At 36.4% G+C, this 22,563-nt stretch carries 18 protein-coding genes and 1 pseudogene; 15 read left to right on the top strand and 4 right to left on the bottom strand.

Going from position 1 to position 22,563, the window contains the following annotated elements:
• Nucleotides 1-33 precede the first annotated feature (33 nt).
• On the top strand, nt 34-711 hold the full coding sequence (gene cmk / locus AB3I12_RS04115) for a (d)CMP kinase (protein ID WP_010719569.1): 678 nt from the start codon (nt 34-36) through the stop codon (nt 709-711).
• Between the two features lie 124 nt (nt 712-835).
• On the top strand, nt 836-2,068 hold the full coding sequence (gene rpsA / locus AB3I12_RS04120; RefSeq protein ID WP_010719568.1) for a 30S ribosomal protein S1: 1,233 nt from the start codon (nt 836-838) through the stop codon (nt 2,066-2,068).
• Nucleotides 2,069-2,379: 311 nt separating this feature from the next.
• Here the strand turns inward: rpsA and AB3I12_RS04125 are convergent, their stop codons facing one another.
• Both AB3I12_RS04125 and AB3I12_RS04130 read right to left on the bottom strand, forming a co-directional pair.
• Entirely contained in the window at nt 2,380-3,252 is an 873-nt protein-coding gene (locus AB3I12_RS04125; protein WP_063626910.1) for an ROK family protein, read from the bottom strand.
• Nucleotides 3,253-3,476: 224 nt separating this feature from the next.
• Nucleotides 3,477-5,420, bottom strand: coding sequence for a sucrose-specific PTS transporter subunit IIBC (locus AB3I12_RS04130; protein WP_063626912.1), 1,944 nt, complete (start codon nt 5,418-5,420; stop codon nt 3,477-3,479).
• A gap of 184 nt (nt 5,421-5,604) precedes the next feature.
• Between AB3I12_RS04130 and AB3I12_RS04135 the strand changes: the two genes are divergently transcribed.
• From AB3I12_RS04135 to AB3I12_RS04150, 4 genes are all read left to right on the top strand, one after another.
• Nucleotides 5,605-7,044, top strand: a complete 1,440-nt coding sequence (locus AB3I12_RS04135) for a sucrose-6-phosphate hydrolase (protein ID WP_063626915.1) — start codon at nt 5,605-5,607, stop codon at nt 7,042-7,044.
• A 1-nt stretch (nt 7,045) separates the two neighbouring features.
• Nucleotides 7,046-8,008 (top strand): LacI family DNA-binding transcriptional regulator, encoded by a 963-nt coding sequence (locus AB3I12_RS04140; protein ID WP_010737356.1) that lies wholly within the window; start codon nt 7,046-7,048, stop codon nt 8,006-8,008.
• A gap of 815 nt (nt 8,009-8,823) precedes the next feature.
• Nucleotides 8,824-10,134 carry a ribosome biogenesis GTPase Der gene (der, locus tag AB3I12_RS04145; protein ID WP_010719563.1) on the top strand — a complete coding sequence of 437 codons (1,311 nt, stop codon included), beginning with the start codon at nt 8,824-8,826 and terminating at the stop codon, nt 10,132-10,134.
• A 244-nt stretch (nt 10,135-10,378) separates the two neighbouring features.
• Nucleotides 10,379-10,654 (top strand): HU family DNA-binding protein, encoded by a 276-nt coding sequence (locus tag AB3I12_RS04150; RefSeq protein ID WP_002290178.1) that lies wholly within the window; start codon nt 10,379-10,381, stop codon nt 10,652-10,654.
• Nucleotides 10,655-11,187: 533 nt separating this feature from the next.
• On the opposite strand, the gene AB3I12_RS04155 is transcribed toward AB3I12_RS04150, so the two are convergent.
• On the bottom strand, nt 11,188-12,930 hold the full coding sequence (locus AB3I12_RS04155) for a hypothetical protein (RefSeq protein WP_063626916.1): 1,743 nt from the start codon (nt 12,928-12,930) through the stop codon (nt 11,188-11,190).
• A 266-nt stretch (nt 12,931-13,196) separates the two neighbouring features.
• Between AB3I12_RS04155 and AB3I12_RS04160 the strand changes: the two genes are divergently transcribed.
• From AB3I12_RS04160 to AB3I12_RS04170, 3 genes are read left to right on the top strand one after another with little or no spacing between them, the layout of a single operon-like run.
• On the top strand, nt 13,197-14,243 hold the full coding sequence (locus AB3I12_RS04160; protein ID WP_063626919.1) for a hypothetical protein: 1,047 nt from the start codon (nt 13,197-13,199) through the stop codon (nt 14,241-14,243).
• Nucleotides 14,244-15,503 (top strand): tetratricopeptide repeat protein, encoded by a 1,260-nt coding sequence (locus AB3I12_RS04165; protein ID WP_010719560.1) that lies wholly within the window; start codon nt 14,244-14,246, stop codon nt 15,501-15,503.
• Nucleotides 15,504-15,508: 5 nt separating this feature from the next.
• Nucleotides 15,509-16,090, top strand: coding sequence for a ReoY family proteolytic degradation factor (locus AB3I12_RS04170; RefSeq protein ID WP_010719559.1), 582 nt, complete (start codon nt 15,509-15,511; stop codon nt 16,088-16,090).
• A gap of 176 nt (nt 16,091-16,266) precedes the next feature.
• On the opposite strand, the gene AB3I12_RS04175 is transcribed toward AB3I12_RS04170, so the two are convergent.
• Nucleotides 16,267-17,142, bottom strand: coding sequence for a YitT family protein (locus tag AB3I12_RS04175; protein WP_063626922.1), 876 nt, complete (start codon nt 17,140-17,142; stop codon nt 16,267-16,269).
• A 159-nt stretch (nt 17,143-17,301) separates the two neighbouring features.
• Between AB3I12_RS04175 and AB3I12_RS04180 the strand changes: the two genes are divergently transcribed.
• The 6 genes and pseudogenes from AB3I12_RS04180 to AB3I12_RS04205 form a co-directional block, all read left to right on the top strand.
• Nucleotides 17,302-17,655 (top strand): nucleotide pyrophosphohydrolase, encoded by a 354-nt coding sequence (locus AB3I12_RS04180; protein ID WP_010719556.1) that lies wholly within the window; start codon nt 17,302-17,304, stop codon nt 17,653-17,655.
• A gap of 26 nt (nt 17,656-17,681) precedes the next feature.
• Nucleotides 17,682-18,890 carry a CCA tRNA nucleotidyltransferase gene (locus tag AB3I12_RS04185; protein WP_063626924.1) on the top strand — a complete coding sequence of 403 codons (1,209 nt, stop codon included), beginning with the start codon at nt 17,682-17,684 and terminating at the stop codon, nt 18,888-18,890.
• Nucleotides 18,891-19,154: 264 nt separating this feature from the next.
• On the top strand, nt 19,155-19,610 hold the full coding sequence (locus AB3I12_RS04190) for a hypothetical protein (RefSeq protein ID WP_010751262.1): 456 nt from the start codon (nt 19,155-19,157) through the stop codon (nt 19,608-19,610).
• A 231-nt stretch (nt 19,611-19,841) separates the two neighbouring features.
• The gene (locus AB3I12_RS04195; RefSeq protein WP_010719553.1) at nt 19,842-20,117 is read left to right on the top strand and encodes a hypothetical protein; all 276 of its coding nucleotides are present in this window, start codon (nt 19,842-19,844) and stop codon (nt 20,115-20,117) included.
• 12 nt (nt 20,118-20,129) lie between these two features.
• Complete coding sequence (locus AB3I12_RS04200) at nt 20,130-22,214, top strand: sodium:proton antiporter (protein ID WP_063626926.1); 2,085 nt, start codon at nt 20,130-20,132, stop codon at nt 22,212-22,214.
• A gap of 84 nt (nt 22,215-22,298) precedes the next feature.
• Nucleotides 22,299-22,519, top strand: a pseudogene (locus AB3I12_RS04205) (type IA DNA topoisomerase); the annotation flags it as partial.
• Between the last annotated feature and the right edge of the window lie 44 nt (nt 22,520-22,563).

Consider the following 22,563-nt stretch of genomic DNA (forward strand, 5'->3'; position numbering starts at 1 on the left):
CTGCGGCTTTTTTTTTGAAAAGGGAGTTATAGCATGACACAAATCAGTATTGCAATAGATGGACCTGCTTCGTCAGGTAAAAGTACTGTTGCAAAAATTTTGGCAAAAGAATACAACTATATTTATACCGATACAGGCGCCATGTATCGTGCCATTACGTATCTAGCGATAAAACATCAAGTACCTTTTGGAGATGAAGAACAACTCGTAAAGCTGATCCAAGCCTATCCAATCTCTTTTATCCAAGAGACAGACGGTCAACACGTTTTGGTGGCAGACCAAGATGTAACTACAGAAATTCGTCAGCCAGATGTGACCAAGGCAGTTTCTGAAGTTTCTGCTCATCAAAAAGTACGTGAAGCACTGGTTTCGATCCAACGTAAAATTGGTGAACATGGTGGGGTTGTAATGGACGGCCGAGATATTGGTACTTCTGTTTTACCTCAGGCAGAAGTGAAAATATTTTTAGTAGCAAGTGTAACAGAACGGGCACAAAGACGCTATAAAGAAAATATTGAAAAAGGGATACCAACAGAGTTGGAAACTCTTACGAAGGAAATCCAAGAGAGGGATCATTATGATTCTACAAGAAAAGTATCCCCTTTAAGACAAGCGGATGATGCCATTCGAATCGACACTACTGGAAAATCGATTACGGAAGTTGTCCAATCCATCAAAAAAGTGGTCACAGAAAAAGGCTATCTTTTGTAAAAAGGGAAAAACTCAGGATTTTTAGGGTAAACCAAACGAAATCGCTTTATTTTTTTTTAATAATCAATTAAACTAAAATTAGTACCGTTGTTACGGCAGAATGTTGGTTAGGAGGACAAATGTTATGACAGAATTTGAACAAAATCAAACAGAAAACAGTCAATCAATGGAAGATGCAATGAATAGCGTCCAAGAAGTAAACGTTGGAGACGTTGTATCCGGCGAAGTTTTAGTAATCGAAGATAAACAAGTTGTGGTAGGAATCGAAGGTGCCGGAGTTGAAGGCGTCGTTCCTGCTAAAGAATTGTCTACTTCACCTGTTGAAGATATCAACGAGGTAGTAAAAGTAGGAGATACTCTAGAACTTGTAGTTATCAGTACTATCGGAAAAGATAAAGAAAACGGTAGCTATTTGCTTTCAAAACGCCGTTTGGATGCCAAAAAAGTTTGGGAAGATATCGAAAAAGATTTCCAAGCAGGTAATATCATCGAAGCACCTGTGACGAATGTCGTAAAAGGCGGCTTAGTCGTTGATGTAGGTGTTCGTGGTTTTGTACCAGCTTCAATGGTGGAAGATCATTTTGTTGCTGATTTTTCAGAATACAAAGGTCAAACATTGGCGTTCAAGATCGTTGAGATCGAACCTTCAGAAAACCGTTTAATTCTTTCACACAAAGCAGTTGTGGAAACGGAAAAAGAAGAAAAGAAAAAAGAAATTCTAGCCAATATTCACGAGGGAGACGTTATCGACGGACGAGTAGCTCGTATTACTGATTTTGGTGCTTTCGTTGATTTAGGTGGAATTGATGGATTGGTCCATGTTTCTGAGATCTCACATAGCCATGTGGCGAAGCCTAGTGATGCTTTAGCAGTTGGGGATGAAGTAAAAGTAAAAGTTCTTTCGATTAATCCTGAACAAGAACGTGTTTCTCTTTCAATTAAAGACACGTTGCCTGGGCCTTGGACTGATATTGAAGAAAAAGCCACTGTTGGTTCAGTTTTAGATGGAAAAGTGAAACGTTTGACAAGCTTTGGTGCATTTGTAGAAGTATTCCCAGGGGTAGAAGGTCTGGTTCATATTTCTCAAATCTCTCACAAGCACATCGCTACACCTCATGAAGTACTTCATGAAGGGGATGAAGTGCAAGTAAAAGTTTTAGAAGTACATCCTGAAGAACATCGTATTGCCCTTAGCATCAAGGCTTTAGAAGAAAAACCAGCATCGGAAGAAGAACCAAAAGATGTTGAAACCTATGAATTACCAGAAGAAAATACTGGTTTCACAATGGGTGATCTTTTAGGTGATGCTTTGAAAGAAGAAGTCGAAGAAACGACTACTGATGATTCAGAAAAATAAAATTTTTGAGTGTTCATTCTAAAAAGAATGAAATGAGACAAAAAGATCAATCAATGTTTACAACATTGATTGATCTTTTTCTGTTATTATCACTAGAACTAGTTAAACTCACAAATCGAGTGAAAGATAAAACCAACTGCTGTGAGAAGGGATAAGGAATACCTAATAAAGTACATCGTTTAGACCATACCCAATGGCTGTGCAAATGCCATATTGTATTCACAATTGGAGATATTAGATAGATGATTTGCTTAAACTATTTATCAGAGCTGGAGATTTCTGTCAAACTACTATCAAAACTCTATCATTGTTTAATTAGAAGCTATTTTTTGGGCTAGCCCTAAACAACCGATAATTCCAGCTTGATCTCCTAATTTTGGAAAAACAATATATTCTTCTATTTTCGGATGAGCAACATAATTCTGATTAAGTTTTGAAAATTCACGATGAATTTTCTCTTGTAAGTGTACTTGTTTCATTACACCGCCACCTAGAATGATAATATCCGGTGAAAACATCATTGTAGTATTATGAATGCATTGGGCAATGTAAAAAGCTTCCATGTCCCAAAAAGGATGATCTTCCTTTAAATCTTGACCTTTAATTCCTATTCTCTTTTCGATAGCAGGTCCTGCTGCCATACCTTCTAAACAATTTTGATGATAAGGGCAGTTACCCTTAAAGTGATCGTCAGGGTGATTACGTACAATCATATGTCCCATTTCCGGATGACTGAATCCCTCGATAAATCTTCCATTTTGCAGTGCACCACCACCTATACCTGTGCCAACTGTATAATAAACAACTAATGAATGGTCTTGACCATGTCCAGCTATATATTCTCCATAAGCTGCAGCATTGACATCAGTTGTCCAATAAAAAGGAATTTTCTCAAAATTTCTTTTTAGATAACCAATAAAATCAAAATTTCTCCACGGTATTTTAGGTGTTGAGGTTATATATCCATATGTTTTCGATTCAGGATGGATATCAATAGGTCCGAAAGAACCAACAGCAATGCTGGACAATTCTGTTTCATATTTTTTGAAAAAAGAAACAACTTGTGGCATTGTTTCTCCTGGATTCAAAGTTTCAAAACTCACTCTCTCAATAACCTCTAATTGTGCATTACCAACTGCACAGACAAATTTTGTTCCTCCTGCTTCAATTGCACCGTATAGCATAAAACATTTCTCCTTATAGTTAAAGATGATTTCATGGGCAGTTATGCATTTAACCAATTTATTGTTCAGATTTTTAAAGAATTTAACTCGTTTATTTGTTATTTTCTTTTGAAAAATCGCTATTATTCCAGTTAATACATACATCAGATCGCGCATTGCCCTTTAAATTATCCGTTTATTGATGTTTTGGTTAGAAAGAATAATCAGTACTATTGACTATTACATTATTCAACTTCAAGTAAATCAGTAGTAGCGGTAACTGTTCCTTTAATAAGTGGTGTCACTTTTGAATAATATGCGGTATTTGTCACAATAACCATTGTTGTATCATCAAGTCCTGCTTCTTTAATTAGCGTACGATCAAACGTTCCAAGGATATCTCCTTTTTTTACTTTTTGATTAGCAGTAACTTTTTGTATAAATCCTTTACCGCCCATCGATACGGTGTCAATACCAATGTGAATCAGTATTTCAGCGCCATCATTCGATTTAAGACCGTAAGCATGTCCAGTCTCAAATGTAACTTGAATAGTACCGTCTACTGGAGAATAAACAGTGTCCCCAGTTGGTTTAATCGCAATACCTTTTCCCATAGTCTCTGAAGAAAATACTGGATCATTTACTGCATCAAGTCCAATCACTTCACCTGCAAGGGGACTAACGATTGTCTCTGAAGAATGATTTGTTTTAGTAGGTTCGCCAGAAGTAACTGTGGATTGTTGGGTGTTTTCTGAATGATTCGTCACTGTTTGATCCGTAAGAGCTTCTGCTGCAAAGATGCCTGAAGCTTTTGTTTTTCCATAAAAGTAAGTAATTGCAAAAGCAATCGCAAAGCTAATTAATTCACATAGTAAATAAAATGGGATAGAGGTTGCATTAATTGAAAGAAATCCAAGAAAACCTGCTGAACCAAGTGATACAGCAACTACTTTCAGTAGACCTGCTACTGCAGCGGCAACTCCCGAACCAATTAAAGCACAGAAAAATGGGAAACGATATTTTAAATTGACACCAAACAGAGCTGGTTCAGTAATTCCAAGAAGAGCTGATACCCCTGCAGAGGAAGCAAGACTTTTTGTTTTAGCATTTTTAGTCAAGAACCAGATGGCAAATGTTGCAGCACCTTGGGCAACGTTCGCCATAGAAGCAACTACAAATATAAAGTCTCCATGTCCAATACCATTAGTCCATGCTGAAAGTAACTGCGTTTCAATTGCAGGAAATGATTGATGAAGACCTGTCATAACGATTAACGAGTAAGTTCCACCAAAAATACCCATTCCAATAAATCCGGTTGCATTATATAGCCAAACGATCGCATCTGTAATCCCGTTAGAAAGCAATAACATGACAGGGCCGATGACTGTGAAGGTTAGAAAGCCGGTAATGATTACAGATAATAAGGGGGTAAATGTAAAGTCAACGGATGATGGAAGTTTTTTGTGAAAAAACTTTTCCAGTATTGATAATAGCCAAACAGCTGCTAACACAGGAATGACTTGATAAGCATAGTTAGTTTGTGAGACATGATAACCAAAAATATTCCAATATTCCATAGAACCACCAAGTTGTGGTGTTGTCATAATCATTCCAATTGCAGCACCAAGGAACTGGTTGGCTCCAAAACGTTTAGCAGCGGAAATACCAACTAGAATAGGTAAAAACATAAATGGTGCAGCGGACATCAGTTGGATCATTGAGGAAATACCTTCAATCGCAGGATACATTTCTTCAATTGATTTTGGTCCAAAAAGTCCAGCAGCTGTTAAAAAGTTTTGTAATGCCATTAATAAACCACCTGCAACAAGGGCAGGTATAATTGGAACAAAAATATCTGATAATAATTTAATTAATGCCATAATGGGGTTGAATTTTTTATCTTTACTAGCAATTTGTTTTAAATCATCTGTTGAAATTTCCGAAAGTCCAGTTTTTTTGATAAGTTCGTCATAAACGAAATTAACATCACCTGCACCGATAATCACTTGATATTGTCCATCAATTTTAAATGTGCCTTTCACATCTGGATTTTCGTCTAAAGCTTTTTGATTCACTTTCGTGTCATCTTTTAGTACGAGACGAAGACGTGTAGCGCAGTGTGCAGCTGCAATAAGGTTATCTTTTCCGACCGCTTGTATTACGTCGGAAGCTACTTTACTGTAATTCATTCGAATCACTCCTTTTTTATTTTTACGTGAAAACGGTTCACTGAAATGCAAATTTATTTTAGCATATCTTAAAAATATGTCAAACGTTTGTCATATAATTTATTTTTTTAAATGAAATGATTGATTTTTCAACGGAAAACGTTTACCATACTAGTTGTAAAAAGATAAATTGAAGGAGTAAAATATGAACCTACCTCGAGAAATACGATATCGTGCTTATTCTGATTGGACTAAAGATGAGATGGATAAAGTTAAGGATAATGTAAAACGATCACCTTGGCGTGCTAGCTATCATATCGAACCTAAAACAGGATTGTTAAACGATCCTAATGGTTTTTCTTTTTTTAACGGAAAATATACGCTTTTTTATCAAAATTGGCCATTTGGAGCTGCTCATGGGTTGAAAGAATGGGTGCACACTGAATCAGAAGACTTAGTTCATTTTCATGTAACAGGAGCAGAACTTCTTCCAGACACAAAACGAGATAGCCACGGCGCTTATTCCGGTTCTGCATATGAAATAGAGGGGAATCTATTCTTACTCTATACAGGAAACGTTCGAAATGAAAATTGGGAACGTGATACACTTCAAATCGGAGCATGGATGGACAAAGACTACAACATTACGAAAGGTGAGAATGTTCTTATTCATCCACCTGCTGATGTAACTGATCATTTTCGTGATCCACAAATGTTTAATTATGAAGGACAATTGTATGCGATTGTTGGAGCACAAAATTTAGAAAAATCAGGCTTTATCAAACTTTACAAAGCGACTGACAATAACGTGGAAACATGGGAAGAAGTTGGCAACCTTGATTTTGGCGGCACTGGTTCAGAATACATGATTGAGTGTCCAAACCTGGTATTTGTAGACAAAAAACCTGTTCTTATTTATTGTCCTCAAGGGTTGGATAAATCTGAGCTTAATTATGGAAATATCTACCCAAATACTTTTAAGATCTGTCAATCGCTTGACATAGAAAAAGTAAAACTTGTGGGCACTTCAGAAATTCAAAATCTTGATTATGGATTTGAAGCGTATGCGACTCAAGGATTCAATACTCCTGATGGTCGTGCTCTGATTGTCAGTTGGATTGGACTACCTGATATCGATTATCCAACTGATAAGTATGATTATCAGGGAGCAATGAGTCTTGTAAAAGAACTTTCAATAAAAGATGGTAAACTTTACCAATATCCAGTAGAAGCTATTACATCATTACGTGCTAGTTCTGAACAATTTACAGCAAAAGCAGAAACAAATAATACTTATGAGCTTGAACTAACGTTTCCTCCAAATCAGAAATCGGAGTTACTTCTTTTCTCTGATAGTAAAGGAAATGGGCTTAGTTTGATTGTAGATACCAAAGAAGGAAAAATTATTTTAGATCGCAGTAAAGCAGGCATTCAATATGCCACTGACTTTGGTACGATTCGTGAATGCTCAATTGATACTAAAGAAACAATTGCTAACATTTTTGTAGATAATTCAATCATTGAGATTTTTATTAATAAAGGAGAAAAAGTATTTACTAGTCGCGTATTCCCTGAGAAACACCAAAATGGTATTCAACTTAAATCAGGTGAACCGACTGGAAAATACTTTGAATTAAAATATTAATATGGTAGCAAAATTATCTGATGTCGCTGAACTAGCTGGAGTTAGCCCAACTACCGTTTCACGTGTCATTAACAATAAGGGATATCTATCGGAAAAAACAAAACAAAAAGTTCATGAAGCTATGAAAACTCTTGGTTACAAACCTAATAATCTAGCACGTGGACTTCAAGGAAAGTCACCCCAACTTATTGGGCTTATTTTTCCTAATATCAGTAATATCTTTTACTCTGAACTGATTGAGTATCTGGAAATCGAATTATTCAAACATGGCTATAAAACAATTATTTGCAATAGTCAGAACGATCCTGCTAAAGAGCGGGAATATATTGAAATGCTTGAAGCGAATCAAGTTGATGGGATTATCTCATCTAGTCATAATCTTGGAATTGCTGATTATGAGCGTGTGGGAGCACCTATTGTCGCTTTTGATAGAAACTTAGCTCCCAATGTTTCCATTGTTTCTTCAGACAACTTTGAAGGTGGAAAACTGGCTGCTAAAACGTTACAAAAAAATGGTTGTCAAAATAGTATTATGATTACAGGAAATGACAATACGGATTCTCCAACAGGGTTACGTGCGCTTGGTTTTTCTTTTCAAAATCCAAATGGCAAAGTTTTCAAAATTCCTAATAATCTCTCTACGATTCGTCGAGAAATGGAAATCAAGTCGACGATCCTAAGTCACAAACCAGATGGTATTTTTGTTTCTGATGATCTAACAGCCATTCTTACTATGAAAATTGCTCATCAGCTTAAACTTAATATCCCAGAAGATCTAAAAATTATTGGCTATGATGGAACATCTTTTGTTGAGAAATTTTTCCCACAATTGACCACAATCAGACAACCAATTGATGAAATCGCAAGTCTGATTGTTGATGTTCTTCTGAAAAAAATGAAGAATGAAAAGACAAGCAAGGATTACATTTTGCCAATCTCATTACTTCCTGGAGGGAGCATTTAACGTCAAATTCTTTTCTTGATGTTTATCACATTCGTTCAAAAAAATTTGGAGCTGATCGCTTCTTTCATGACCTTATCCACATGGTTCAAGAAGTTGCTTTGACAAAAAATTGCCGAAGAATACCAAAAATAGGAGGAACTATTTTTGGATTCTTCGGCTTATTTCTCATAGCTAGATATGGCACAACCTTTCCGACTGTAGATTAATGAAATATGCATGTCCAGTTTTACAAGCTATTTAAAAGAAAAAGGACGTTAATAATTTCTGGTAAACATGAAAATAATAATTTGAGTTTGAAAATCAATATTTTTGGGCATCAGGCTATATTGTAGGCACAGTGGGACTAATGAAGTGACCATAAGAAAACACAGGCTAGAATAAGGAATTAGGATATTGCGCTAGATAAACTGAGAGTTTGAGAATATGAAGATCGTTGAAAGAATGAGAGTGAAGAAAAGAGCTTTCACATATCATGAAACAATAAAAAGAGTAGAAAATGAAAACGAGAGAAACAAATTATGCTATAATCAAATGTCACTGATCGATTTTAAGTTCAGTAGTGTGTGAATATTTAGGCTAACGCTCATCTAGCGGTTCTGAATATGGTTTTTAGGGTTATTTGAACAATGTAGTTCTTTAACCAAAGAAACAAGAATAAAAGATGGTTTCCTAGGGTTCAATATTCACTTTGATGTTTTATGAAAAAAAGTTGTCCAATGAATAAATACTTGCGTAATTTTAGCGAACAATGCTTGAAAGTTCGCAAAGCTTTCGTTACACTAAGTAAGATTGGAAACTTGTGAGGAGGAAAAAATATGGCAAATCCAACAATTGCAATCGTTGGCCGCCCGAACGTCGGTAAGTCTACGATTTTTAACCGCATCGCTGGCGAGCGTATCTCGATTGTCGAAGATACTCCAGGAGTAACTCGCGATCGTATTTATGCTAAAGGCGAATGGTTAGGTCGAGAATTCAGTGTGATCGATACAGGTGGGATTGATTTAGGTGACGAACCATTCATGGATCAAATCAAGCATCAAGCAGAAATCGCGATTGAAGAAGCAGATGTCATCATCTGTGTTGTCAGCGGACGTGAAGGGGTCACCGATGCAGATGAAGTAGTAGCAAAAATTTTATACCGTAGTAATAAACCTGTGATTTTAGCAGTTAACAAAGTGGATAATCCCGAAATGCGAAATGATATTTACGAATTTTATTCATTAGGATTGGGTGATCCATATCCAGTGTCAGGGAGTCACGGTTTAGGGATCGGTGACGTATTAGATGAAGCAATTAAACACTTTTCAAATGATGGGGAAGAAGAAGAGGATGATACGATCAAATTTAGTTTGATCGGCCGCCCAAATGTTGGGAAATCTTCATTGATTAATGCGATTCTAGGAGAAGAACGAGTGATCGTTTCGGATATAGAAGGAACAACTAGAGATGCTATCGATACTCACTTTGTATCTGATAATGGACAGAAATTTTTAATGATCGATACTGCAGGAATGCGTAAGCGTGGAAAAGTATATGAAAATACCGAAAAATACAGTGTGATGCGTGCGATGCGTGCTATTGACCGTTCCGACATCGTTTTGATGGTTTTGAATGCTGAAGAAGGAATCCGTGAGCAAGACAAACGGGTAGCTGGATACGCTCATGAAGCTGGACGTGGTGTGATCATCGTGGTAAACAAATGGGATCTTGTCAAAAAAGAAACCAATACGATGCGTGATTTTGAGCAAGAAATTCGTGAAGAATTTCGTTATTTAGATTACGCGCCAATCGTCTTCGTATCAGCAGTCACAAAACAACGTTTAGAACGTTTACCTGAAATGATCGAAGAAGTAAGCATGAATCAAAACTTGCGTGTGCCGTCTGCTGTCTTGAATGATATCATCATGGATGCAGTAGCGATCAACCCGACTCCAACAGATAAAGGGAAGCGTTTGAAGATTTTCTATGCTACGCAAGTGGCTGTAAAACCACCAACCTTCGTCGTTTTTGTTAACGAAGAAGAGTTGATGCATTTTTCTTATGAACGTTTCTTAGAAAATCAAATTCGTAAAGCATTTACTTTCGAAGGAACTTCGATCCGAATCATTCCAAGAAGACGAAAATAGGCATTTTACCACATCGGCAGATTTTTTTCAAAAAAAATAGGTGGTTTTGTTTATTACGTTTTTATGACTAAAAAAAGCACGTGAAAAATGGTAAAAACCTTGCTATTAAGCGGTTTATATGATATCGTGATAACAGAATATTGAACTAGATCAATATTTCTTTTAAACTTCTGGACCACTCAGAATGTTTTTAACTAAACTGATGTTTTACATCATATCTCTTGTGGAGGAGGTGAATCTATCCATGGCAAACAAAGCAGAATTAATCGAAAAAGTTGCTTCAGCTACTGACTTAACTAAAAAAGATGCAACTGCAGCAGTCGATGCTGTATTTTCAACTATTCAAGATGCTTTAGCTAACGGCGAAAAAGTTCAATTAATCGGTTTTGGTAACTTTGAAGTTCGCGAACGTGCTGCACGTAAAGGACGTAATCCACAAACTGGTGAAGAAATCGAAATCCCAGCTAGCAAAGTACCTGCATTCAAACCAGGTAAAGCATTAAAAGACGCTGTTAAATAATACGGCTCATAAAAAAGCGCTTGTGGCTTTAAGCTGCAAGTGCTTTTTTATATTTCCTATTGTTTTGAGTTTTAGAGTGAAGAAATTAGGAGACGAAGGGTACTTTGCGTCTCCGTTATTTATGAATCTGAGATATAAATCTTATTTTTTAGTTTAAAATGAGTAATGGTCTACAAGAAGCAACTTCTCAGCAATAAGCGATGATTTTCTAAAATAGGAGAAGCTATTTCAAAAAATCTTTTCTCATTGTCATCGAAGCTCCCGATGCTTGCAAAACCTCTGATTTACGCTCTTTTCACAACCTTGCTTTAAACAATAATAAAAAAATCTGGGACAGAATGAACCGTATTCTGCCTCAGATTTTTTAATACAAAACTTCTCAGTCATTATTGACGAAAAGCTATTTTTTCAAGCTATCCTAATGAATAAGATAGTCGTTATTTTTACAACCTCTTATTTATTCAAAGTTGCTTGCTTCGCTCATTGTCTCATTTTTCTATCTGGCTGTTTAGAAAAAATCTTTTGCTCATCGGTTATTGCGTGCGTTTGTTTTTACTGAAAAATTTGCATCGTTTGCTCATATAGTAAGCAATGATGATAACCACTGTTAATATTCGGATATAAATAGCTGATCTGAATAGTTTACCTGGTTTATATCCTACAATAATTTCATTTGTACCAATCTTTGGAGAAATTCTTAGAGCGCCTATTGAAGTCAGTGAATATTGTGCTTCACTTCTAGATTTTCCATTGATTATGAGAGAACTATTGTGGTAAATGATTACTGGTAAAGTTATTTTATTTGTATCTTTAGCAGTGAAAGTTAGATGTATATTCCCTTGTTTGTCAATTGATCTTTTAAGAGGGATAGAATTGTGTAAAACGTCCTCTTTATAAGCTTTGTAAGGATCTTCCAATTGTCCACCACTAGCAGGTAAATAGTCAGCCATCGGTTTTCTGTGTATTTGTAAAGCAGCAGATAGATCAGCATTGCCTCCAAATAGGTGACGAATATTACTTGCATTACTTTCTAAGGTTTCAGCAGCACTGGTGTCTTTAGAAAGTGGGGCATCACTATTCCAGATAGCTGCTGTATCCGAAATTAAAGCATAGCCACCTGTTAAATTTAACAATGAAAAAGTCAGTAATAGTGGCACACTGATTTTTAAAACCGATTGTTTCTCTAAAGTTACAAAGGCTTTTTGAATGGTAAAACCGAACCCTAGTATTAATAAGATACATGCGATGCAACCCAGTCTTTGTGGAAATTGCATTTTGCGAACAAATGTAAAATAATTGCCGATATCATTCCAAGGAATGTATTTAGAAGAGACAAGTAAAAAGAATGCTCCGACTAAGTTGATTGTTTTTTCCAACACATTGAGTTTATTAAAGTGGACGATAGTAAACACAAGTTGAAAAACAAATATCATAGAAAGGATTAGTCCAAAGTTTGTCCAGCCAATTGAACCAAACGAAAGTGAAGTACTATTCGATAATAGATCAGTTACTGCGTATGGTGGAATCAAGGTATCATTGGACAAATCCAGAAAAGCAGTAAACGTATTGAAAGAAAGACCGATAGCGATCACCACTGCTAGCAGAGCCTGTTTGATTATTACTAGTTTTTTGTTCGAGTGAAGAAAACCCACAAGGAAAAAGGGAATCAAAGCGGCTACGGCTAGTAAGGTTGAAAACATATGGACAGATAGCAATAATGAAATGGTTCCTCCTAGCACCACAGGTTGGATTGGGTTTTCCCGATTTCTTATCATTCTAACAGCTGGAATAAAAATAAGAGGTAAAAAGGCAGCACCCCAACCAGAAAAATTTTGGGCAAGAGTATAGTAAAAAATGGTAGGTGTACCCATGTATAAAATAGCCATCCCAGTAGCGATTTTTTGCTCTAAATGGCAGTACCGTCCAAGGAAATACATCGATGTACCGGCAGTGAAGTAACACAGAAAAGTAGATACAAGTTGGAATCTGAACCAAGTTTTAAAAATTAAAAGTAACAGTCCATGTAAATAGGCAAAGTCGGTTCCATAAAGGGCATTGATGACTCTTCCCGATTGGCTAAAACCGTAGATGGATTGGAAATAATTAAACGTGCCATTTTTTAATTGCATAGCCGTGTCATAGAAACGGTTCATATGAAATACCCAGTCATTTGAAACAATGAGTGCATGTTTATAAATTTGAGGTGAAACCATAAAAAAAGCACATAGGGAGATAATTAAAATTGCTGTAACTGATTTTTTATTTATTTTTGACAAAACTTATCCCTCATTTTTGATGAAATTTAGTTGAATAAAATTGCTTAATCCATTTCTCCGTTTTATAAAATGAAAAGCAAAGTCCTATATAATCTTTTACTTCGTATTACAGTATACCATGCCCGATTTATTACACAAGAATTCTTTAAATAGGTGCTCTTAAATGTAGGTGAATTACGAAGTTTTTCTATATTCTCCCAAGAATTTACCCTATTCTTTTCCGATTTTACTTACTAATGGTAAAATAAAGAAAAGGAGGGGTGCTTATGGAAATCGACTATCAAGGACAAGAAGAACAAACAAAAATCTATTATGGGGAAACGTTGGTCAGCCAGCTGAAAACAATAACGATTGATCAGCCTGTTTTATTTTTGACGAACCAACGGTATTACGATTTGTTTGTTGAGAAAATCAACCAACAGTTTCCTAACCCAAGTGAGATTGATTGGTATATCTGTGCCAATACTCAATGTAATCACTTAACAGAACTAAGTAATCTTGTGACATTTGCAAAACGATATCCTGAAAACCAATCCTTACTTATCATTGGGTTTGGGAATGAGGGAATCATGGATTTAGCAGGTTTTTTCCAGAAGCATACCTCACTTGCATCAACATTATGGCTAATTCCAGTATCGATTCGTTCAATGGCCCGGGCATTAACTCCTCAACGAAATATTTTACAATTGCCAAATCAAGTCGTCTTGCGAACGTCCAACCTTCCAGAACGAATTGTTTACGATCAAACAATCAGTGAAAAACAAGGGGAAGGGAAACAAATAGATTTTTTGACTTTGATAACATGTGGTTTAGTTTGTGATTATCATTTTTTACAAAATCTCTATAAAAACTATCCGCAACCAAGGCAGTTATCTCAGCGGGCTTTTACGGGGATGCTGGAAGAAATGATTACTTTTTACCAAGTAGATGCGGAAAATCTCTCAAATTATGGTAAACTATTTGAACAAGCTTTTTACCTAACAGAAAATGGTCATTTGTTATCAGCTAGTATGAAAAAACTATTAGGAATGCTTTTTCATCTTACTTGGAATGTAGGACTAGCGGATATGTCCTTTCAATTGAAAAATTTTTTTATCTGGTTGAAACATCTGGGTTATCCTATCGATTGGCCAGAACAATTATCAAAAATTGATTATTTAGAAAATGTCTTACTTCTAGCGGAAAAAAGCAAAAAAATTCTTGTTTTGAAAAAAATTGGTATAATAGAGAAATATCAATCGCCAAAGGAACAAGAATTAATACAAACAATGAAATCTTATGACGAGATTATTAGTGAGATTAGAGGGATTTAAATGAATACAAATAGTGAAAAAATGTTACAAGCATTGTCAGAGGAAGATTTGGCGCAAGCTCAGTTATATCTGACACAAGCTTTGAAAGAAGATCCGGCCGATGTTTTGGCTGAATTAGGGGAAGAACTCTTAGCGATTGGTTTTTTAGAAGAAGCAAAGCAAATTTTTGAACAGTTAGTGAAACAGTACCCCGAAAATGATGAGTTATTCATTCCATTGGCGGAAATTGCGATTGAAGATAATGAAATCGATCAAGCATTTGAATATCTGGAAAACATTTCAAAAGAAAGTGACTACTATCCTCAAGCTTTATTAGCAATTGCTGATTTATATCAAGTAATCGGTATTCCTGAAGTCAGTGAAGCGAAATTAAAGGAAGCAGCTGCGTTGTTGCCTGATGAACCATTGATCCAATTTGCTTTAGCCGAACTTTACTTTTCAGTCGATCGTTTTGCTGAAGCTGCAACGATCTATCAACTATTATTATCAAGTAATATTGATGAGATTTCTGGCATCTCTATGCAGGAACGTTTAGGACAATCTCTAAGCATGCAAGGAGAGTTTGAAGCAGCAATCGAACCATTGGAACAAGCATTGCAGGAAGAACGGACAGATGATCGCTTATTCCAGTTAGCTTTCACCAATCTGCAGCTAAAAGAAAATGAAAAAGCGATCAATTATTTACAAGAATTGAGAGAAGTAAATCCCCAATATCAATCTCTTTATCTTTATTTAGGTCAAGCATTGCAAGAAGAAGAATTGATTGAAGAAGCGCAGAAAGTTCTTGAAGATGGGATCAAAGAAAATCCTTATCAAGTAGAACTCTATCACTTAGCTTCTGAAAATGCGTATCGCCTACATGATAAAGAAAAAGCAGAAAAACTATTATTAAATGCGTTGGAATTAGGTGAAAAACAAGACGAAACATTATTAACATTAAGTAATTTGTATTTAGATGAAGAACGTTACGAAGATGTAATCAAGAGTATCGAGCAAATGGAAGAAACTGCAAATCCATATGCGGAATGGAATTTAGCCCATGCCTACAATGAATTAGAGGACTTCACGCTAGCAGCTGTTCATTATGAACAAGCGTATCACGAATTGGAGCATGAACCTGATTTTCTAAAAGAATACGCCTTATTCTTACGAGAAGAAGGACAATTGACAAAAACAAAAGATCTACTTACTCATTATTTAGAATTGGAACCTGGAGATTTGGAGGCATTATCAGTATTAGACGACCTAGCAGAGAGGTGAGTAAAATGCTAATAGATGTAAAGGAAAAAAAGAATTTCTTAACTTGGATGGTCAATCATGTTTCATTTAGTCGCAGAGAGGTTTTTTGGATTTTGAATTACTTGGCTAATCATGAAGCAATCTTAAGTAATGTTCATTTTGTTGAAGGAGCGAATCAAGCAAATCGGGGATTACAAATCAGTGACCTTTCTTTCGATGGAGAACCAATGAAATTATTTCTCGAGGGGAAAGAGTTTACCGATACTGATCAAATTTTTCATGAAATTCGATTAAATTGGAAAAGACCGCTATATGTAGAATGCCTTTTTGAAAATGCTTGGCAGACAAAAGAGTATTTAATGGTTTTAGAAGAGAACCCCTTTGCATCTTGGAACGACTCTATTAGTGAAGAAGATCTTGAACTAGTCGAGCAATATCTCAAAGAGAAAGAACAAGCAGCCCATCTCAAAATGCTTTACTTACAGATTGATCAAGCGCTTGAAAAAGGGGATAAAGATGCTTTCCTGGAATTGTCTGATGAAGTTAATCGTGAAATATTAAGCAAGAACCAAGTAAAAGGCGAACATGCAGGAAAGAATCCTAACTAAGGATACTTTTATCTAACCGTTTATTCGTTTTTAAAGATACTAAAAGAGACTGAGGAAAGTTGATATGCTCCCCCTATATAGGACACTGAAATATAAAAGTCCTGTATAGGGGGATTTTGTATGCCAAAAAGAAAGATGAAACTCACTCCAGAAAAACGAGTAGAACTAGGAGAGAGCTATATTCGCTTAAATAACTTAGTCTGTGGTTTAAGATAAGTGAATCCTTCTCCTTCGACCTCATGGACATTGATGATCGATAGAAAGGCTTTTTCATCGATTTCATGGACGATTCGTTTCACTTCATTCAATTCACTCGAACTAACCACCATATAGATAATTTTTTTAGAATGACCAGAAAACCCACCTTCACCACTTAAAAAAGTAACGCCACGTTCTAATCCAGTCATCAGCAGTGGGGCAATTTCTTCATTTTTGTTTGAGACGACTAAAATCCCTTTAGCTGAGTAACCGCCATCTAAGATTGAATCAATGACACGGCTGAAAACATAAGAAACAATTAACGTATACATCATGCGTTTCAAGTCAATGTAAGTCAATGAAGCCAACAAAACGATAACATCTAATATCAGTAAAGATCGACCCATTGAGATCCCATAATTCTTTTCTAATATACGAGCAATGATATCACTTCCACCGGTAGTTCCACCCATCCGATAGACCAGACCACTTCCAGTTCCGGCAATTAAGCCAGCCAATAATGAGACGATCAGTAAGTCATGTTGAAGATTGATTTGTAAAGGAACACGTTGCCAAATCCATAAAAATGCAGACAACGAAACTGTTCCTAAGACGGTATAAGCGAGTGAACGTTTTCCTAAAATTTTTCCACCAATCAAAATCAAAGGTATATTGATCAATAGCGTAGAGTAGGCAGGATCAATCCCAAAAAGTGCGCGTAAGATCAAAGTGATCCCTGAAACGCCACCTTCTGCTAAATGATTCGCAATATTTAAATAAACGAGTCCAAACGCATAAATACTTGTACCAACCATAATCATTACGACTTCTTTAACTGTTTTCATTGAGATCATCAAACCACTCCTTCGATAAACCGACTAATATTTTCGCAATATTTCATTCTTTTTACATCACATTACTCAATGTAGCACGTAATCTTTATTTTCTCAATCGCTCTTGCCTAGGATTTGGACGTAGTTTTTGGTAAGATAAATAGGAAAGGTGGAGAAGAAATGACAAAAGAACGTTCTTTAAGAAGTATGCAACAGGAAGTAGATGACTATATCCAACAGTTTAAAGTAGGCTATTTTTCTCCATTAGCTCAAATGGCACGCTTAACAGAAGAAGTCGGGGAGCTGGCTCGAGAAGTCAATCATACATACGGTGAAAAAGCGAAGAAAGAAACGGAGCCCAACAATTCTGTAGCAGAAGAATTAGGTGATGTTTTATTTGTCACTATGATCATGGCAAATTCCCTGGAAATCGATTTAACGGATGTATTTGAAAAAAATATGGAAAAATTTAATCGCAGAGATCACAATCGCTTTGAAAGAAAAGAAGCAAATAAGGATGATAAAAAAGCGTAAGCCATCAAGTTGGAAGAGGGAAAACAATGAAACTAAAACAATTACCAAGAGAATACCAAAAAGCGATTCCTGTCTTGAATAAATTGGAGCAAGCGGGTTTTGAAGCTTATTTTGTCGGGGGAAGCGTCAGAGATATCTTGTTGGATCAACCCATCCATGATGTAGATATCGCAACAAGTGCATTCCCAGAAGAAATCAAACAACTTTTTCCGAAAACCATTGATATCGGCATTGAACATGGCACCGTTTTGGTCTTGGCTGAAGAGGAACAATATGAAATCACGACCTTTCGGACAGAATCGACCTATCAAGATTATCGTCGTCCAGATCATGTCGAATTTGTCCGTTCACTTGAAGAGGATCTAAAAAGACGTGATTTTACGATCAATGCATTTGCATTAAAAGAAGATGGTCAAATCATTGATTTATTTGACGGGTTAGCTGATTTAGAAAACCAGATCCTTCGAGCAGTAGGCGATCCACAGGAACGGTTTCATGAAGATGCTTTGCGTATGATGCGTGGGATTCGATTTGTTAGTCAAATTGGGTTTACACTCGAGCAAGAAACGGCTGCGGCCATTCAGGCCAACCATTCATTATTAGGAAAAATTTCTGTCGAACGGATTAATGTGGAATTCATCAAAATGTTATTAGGGAAAGAGCGTTCTACAGGATTGAGAACATTCGTTGAGACGCAATGTTATATTTATTGTCCAGGTTTAAGAGACTATGGTGAAGCCTTGTTACGTTTTGCCGATTTACCAGATGAACCATTGCAAACTGAAAGTCAGGCGTGGGTATTGCTGATCGATCAGTTAGGGCTTCAAGAAAGTGAGATCCGACCTTTCTTAAAGGAATGGAAATGTTCCAACCAAATGATTCGAGAAGTTCAAATGATCGTTCATGGATTGATTCAACGTAAAAGACAGATGTTGGAACCAATGGTACTCTATTGTTTGGGAAAAGAGAACGCTTTGAAGACAGAAGAACTCATGATTTATTTTGGTGAAACACCTCAACTAGATCAAGTAGCAAAGCGCTATGATCAATTACCGATTACATCCATGCGAGAATTAGCAATTGATGGGAAGAAACTTCTTAGTGTGAGTGACAAGAAACCAGGGAAATGGGTCAGTGATGCACTTCAAGCTGCAGAAAGAGCAGTGGTAGAGGGAGATTTAGCAAATGAAGCAAGTGCCCTTGTTGATTATCTCCAGCAAAATAACCATTTATAGATTTTGATGAATGTCGAAGTCGCGCTTTAATAGAGATTCTGAAAGAAGCAATCAGCTCTGAGTAATAAGTGAGGAATTTAAAAACTTCTCCTATTTAGAAAATCCTCGCTTATTGCTGGGGAGTTGCTTCCGGATTTTTTTGTCAATAGTGGAACGCTTCTAAAGTTTCACATCTTTGAAAAAACTTTAGATGTGACCTTCACGTGGGATGTGTGCTAAACTAAAAGGGAACCAGAATAAATGACGTCAAAAGGGGATTTTTTTATGAGTAAAGAAATGACAGCGCTAAAATTTTATTTCCGAAACGGCGAAACGTGGACGATCAATCGTCGCCATATTGGTGATTTGTGGATCAAACAAATAACAACGAGTTTTGGACGAATCAATGGTAGTGAATTTATGGAAATCCATCCTTGTGCTGGATTTAAGATCGAAATTTTTCACGAAGGTGATTCCGTAGCAACTCACGACATCAACTTAGGTGGATTAGAAATGGGCATGTTCAACCGTGCATTAAAATATGAAGATATTGAGCGGATGGAGATCCTTTATCGCAATGGTACACCTGACCTAGTTTATTTCCCTTATCTTGATAAAGGAACAGAAGGATTGGATAATCAATACCAATCAACTAAAATCAGTGAAAAAACAGGTAATTTATACATCGTGATCAATCCGGATCAACGTGTTGAAGATATCTATGGCGAGTTTTTTGAATAAAACCAAAGTTTAATGGATAGCTGAGAAAGGAGCGGAAATGGTTTCCCAGCTCCTTTTTTGGTGTGTTTTCCGCACTTGATATTTTCTTCCATTTGGAATAGAATGAGTTTCTGAAATTCAAGCAAACTTATTCTTCGAATCCAGCTGAACTTGTCTAATAAAGGGGAATCCTTTTCCTTTTAACGTTCAGTGTTTCATGAAGATCAAGTTTGCATTTAGGAGATCTTAAAAATGAGGAAGAGCTTTGAAGAACAAAAGAAACTGTTGCATGATCGTTATGGTGCGTTTTCAATGGAAGATCGTCGGCAAATCCTTTGTAAGCTGCGGAAGAAAAATATCATCATGTACCGTCAGCTTGAGCGATTGAAACATGATTTGCTACGTTTAGAATCAAAGCGAGTACAGTGTGAATTAGAAGGAAACAATGTACAAGCAGAAGTGGTAGAAAACAAAATATTGAAGAAAAAAGAACAATTTCTAAAGGTACTCGCTCAAAATAAAAAATAAAGGGGACGGACCATGGAATTTGCTGAGTTAGTGATCGTATTTGCTGTAACGATCACCTTATCTAATATAGCTAGCCGCATTTTACCTATGATCCCAGCTCCACTGATCCAAATATTTCTTGGTATCATCTTAGGCTTAACAGAATGGGGCCAATCGATCAACTTTGAACCAGAACTCTTTCTAGTGATGATCATTGCGCCGTTGCTTTTTCGTGAAGGAGAAAAAGCTGATGTATCCTCGATCCTGAAAAACTTTGATACGATTTTATTTCTGGCTTTTGGAGGGGTAATCCTGACATTAGTCGGGGTTGGTTTCACGCTGTCGTTTTTATTACCCAGCGTGCCATTAGCTGCTTGTTTTGCTTTTGGAGCGGCTCTTGGACCAACCGATGCTGTCGCTGTCAGCTCGCTCTCTGGACGGGTGAATATCCCAAATAAAGCGATGCATATTTTAGAAGGCGAAGGATTATTGAATGATGCTTCAGGTGTTACCGCCTTTCAATTTGCATTAGCTGCATTGATCACGGGTTCTTTTTCTGCAGCCAACGCAGGATTTACACTTGTGTTTTCTAGTATAGGAGGAGCTGTCGTTGGCTTTTTACTTGTCTGGGTCAAACGAAAAGTGATTAATCTGATTGAGAAGGCTTCTGCCAGAGATGTGACAGGTTACTTGTTAATTGAATTGCTATTACCGTTTTTAGCGTATGTTTTAGCAGAAGTATTTGATGTTTCAGGGATTATTGCCGCAGTAGTAGCTGGGGTATTGCAAGCTTCGGGATTTAGAAAAATCTCGGTGTTTGATGCGGAGTTATCAAGTTTGTCCGATAGTACATGGACAACAATCACATTTACGCTGAATGCGTTAGTTTTTATTTTTTTAGGAATCGAATTAACCCAAGTATTTTCTCCAGTTTGGGGAGATGGGCTTTATTCAAACTGGTTGCTGTTAATCACGATTTTGTTGATCTCAATGATCTTATTTATGATTCGCTTTGTTTCGATCAGTCTTTTTTATTTATTTAAATATAAAGGAAAAGAATTCAAGGAACAATTGAATGAGATTTTGATTTTAACTTTTGGTGGTGTGAAAGGAACGGTTAGTTTAGCAACGATTTTCATCTTACCTTTCACGATTAACCAAATGATTTTTTATCAGCGCTCTTTATTATTATTTTTGACGGCAGGTGTTATTTTGGTAACACTGATCGTAGGCATTGTGGTTTTACCCCTGTTGACAGAAACGGAAGAGGTAGTGAAAACAGATTTGAATGCTTTAATGATCCTAGAAGAAGTCATTGAAGTATTGAAATCTGAAATCAAAACGTTAGATAAAGATTCAAAAGAATATTTAGCAACTGAAGCAGTGATCGAAAACTATCAAGAGCGTATCCGTGATCTATATTTAAAAGATCTTTCTGATGATGAAAAGCAAGAAGTACAAGAAATTCAAGCATTGATTTTATCCATCGAACGTGATGGATTAGATAAAAGTTATCGTTCTGGTAAGCTTTCCTCAAATGGCTATCGTTTTTATTCACGATTTCTTGCTAATTTTGAACACTCTATTACTAGTCAGGTACTGTCGTTTGTCGGCTTCTGGTTTATTTTTGTTCGACGGTTGATTCGGATCATCTTACATCCCAAAATGTTCTGGCAACGACAAAAATCAGATCGAAAGACACTGATTTCCGAAAAAGATATTCAAGAAATTCGGGAAACCTATCAAAAAAACACACAATTGATCATTGAGAGTTTAGAAAACCTAACCGATGTTTATGATGAAACAATGGTCAACTTTTTCATCCAACAACGAAAAATGGAAGGCATCAAAATGGCTTCAGGAAATTTGATCTCCTCTTGGATGATCCAACAAGACAGTCTTTATTCCAAAAAAATGTTGCGTGGCTATTACTTAGAGCGCAAAATCGTTGATGAGTATGAAGAAGCTGAGAAGATCACGACTTTTTCTGCTAATAGTTATCGGAAAAATATTAATTTACTGGAATCCTATACTATGAATAAGCCAGTTGATGATTTTTCATTTAAATTCGCATTGCGGGCAAGAAAACGTTCGCTTCCGGCTAAAAAAGTTGAGTAAGTGCTCAGCGTGATCAAATCTGGGTCAGAATGAACCTCATTCTGTCTCAGATTTTTTGTTATTTCACGTTGATTCATTGATGGTATGAATGATAACCCATGGTATAGTTTACTCTTGCAGCAAAAAGGTATACCAGTAAGTTTGTCCTTAGGTAGAGTCCAAACCCCAACAACATCTATGATCTACCAATTGCAAGAAAAGATCAGGAACATCAAGAAAAACCTTACTTTGAAGGAAAAGCCCAGATAATCGCTTAAAACGGAGAGTTTTGTGCCAAGCTTGATCCGAATGAAACTCAAATCACATAAGAAGCATTTGAAGCGTATTTAAAAGAAAATGGCTTTCAATT

Origin of the sequence: Enterococcus sp. C65, from assembly GCF_040887165.1 — a bacterium.
GTDB classification, from domain to species: domain Bacteria; phylum Bacillota; class Bacilli; order Lactobacillales; family Enterococcaceae; genus Enterococcus_B; species Enterococcus_B hirae.

Coding starts and splice junctions, on each gene's coding strand:
- AB3I12_RS04160 (WP_063626919.1), top strand. CDS start 13,197: ATGGAAATCGACTATCAAGGACAAGAAGAACAAACAAAAATCTATTAT.
- AB3I12_RS04150 (WP_002290178.1), top strand. CDS start 10,379: ATGGCAAACAAAGCAGAATTAATCGAAAAAGTTGCTTCAGCTACTGAC.
- AB3I12_RS04195 (WP_010719553.1), top strand. CDS start 19,842: ATGAGGAAGAGCTTTGAAGAACAAAAGAAACTGTTGCATGATCGTTAT.
- AB3I12_RS04190 (WP_010751262.1), top strand. CDS start 19,155: ATGAGTAAAGAAATGACAGCGCTAAAATTTTATTTCCGAAACGGCGAA.
- AB3I12_RS04130 (WP_063626912.1), bottom strand. CDS start 5,420: ATGAATTACAGTAAAGTAGCTTCCGACGTAATACAAGCGGTCGGAAAA.
- cmk (WP_010719569.1), top strand. CDS start 34: ATGACACAAATCAGTATTGCAATAGATGGACCTGCTTCGTCAGGTAAA.
- AB3I12_RS04135 (WP_063626915.1), top strand. CDS start 5,605: ATGAACCTACCTCGAGAAATACGATATCGTGCTTATTCTGATTGGACT.
- AB3I12_RS04200 (WP_063626926.1), top strand. CDS start 20,130: ATGGAATTTGCTGAGTTAGTGATCGTATTTGCTGTAACGATCACCTTA.
- rpsA (WP_010719568.1), top strand. CDS start 836: ATGACAGAATTTGAACAAAATCAAACAGAAAACAGTCAATCAATGGAA.
- AB3I12_RS04125 (WP_063626910.1), bottom strand. CDS start 3,252: ATGCTATACGGTGCAATTGAAGCAGGAGGAACAAAATTTGTCTGTGCA.
- AB3I12_RS04165 (WP_010719560.1), top strand. CDS start 14,244: ATGAATACAAATAGTGAAAAAATGTTACAAGCATTGTCAGAGGAAGAT.
- AB3I12_RS04185 (WP_063626924.1), top strand. CDS start 17,682: ATGAAACTAAAACAATTACCAAGAGAATACCAAAAAGCGATTCCTGTC.
- AB3I12_RS04175 (WP_063626922.1), bottom strand. CDS start 17,142: ATGATCTCAATGAAAACAGTTAAAGAAGTCGTAATGATTATGGTTGGT.
- AB3I12_RS04140 (WP_010737356.1), top strand. CDS start 7,046: ATGGTAGCAAAATTATCTGATGTCGCTGAACTAGCTGGAGTTAGCCCA.
- AB3I12_RS04170 (WP_010719559.1), top strand. CDS start 15,509: ATGCTAATAGATGTAAAGGAAAAAAAGAATTTCTTAACTTGGATGGTC.
- der (WP_010719563.1), top strand. CDS start 8,824: ATGGCAAATCCAACAATTGCAATCGTTGGCCGCCCGAACGTCGGTAAG.
- AB3I12_RS04180 (WP_010719556.1), top strand. CDS start 17,302: ATGACAAAAGAACGTTCTTTAAGAAGTATGCAACAGGAAGTAGATGAC.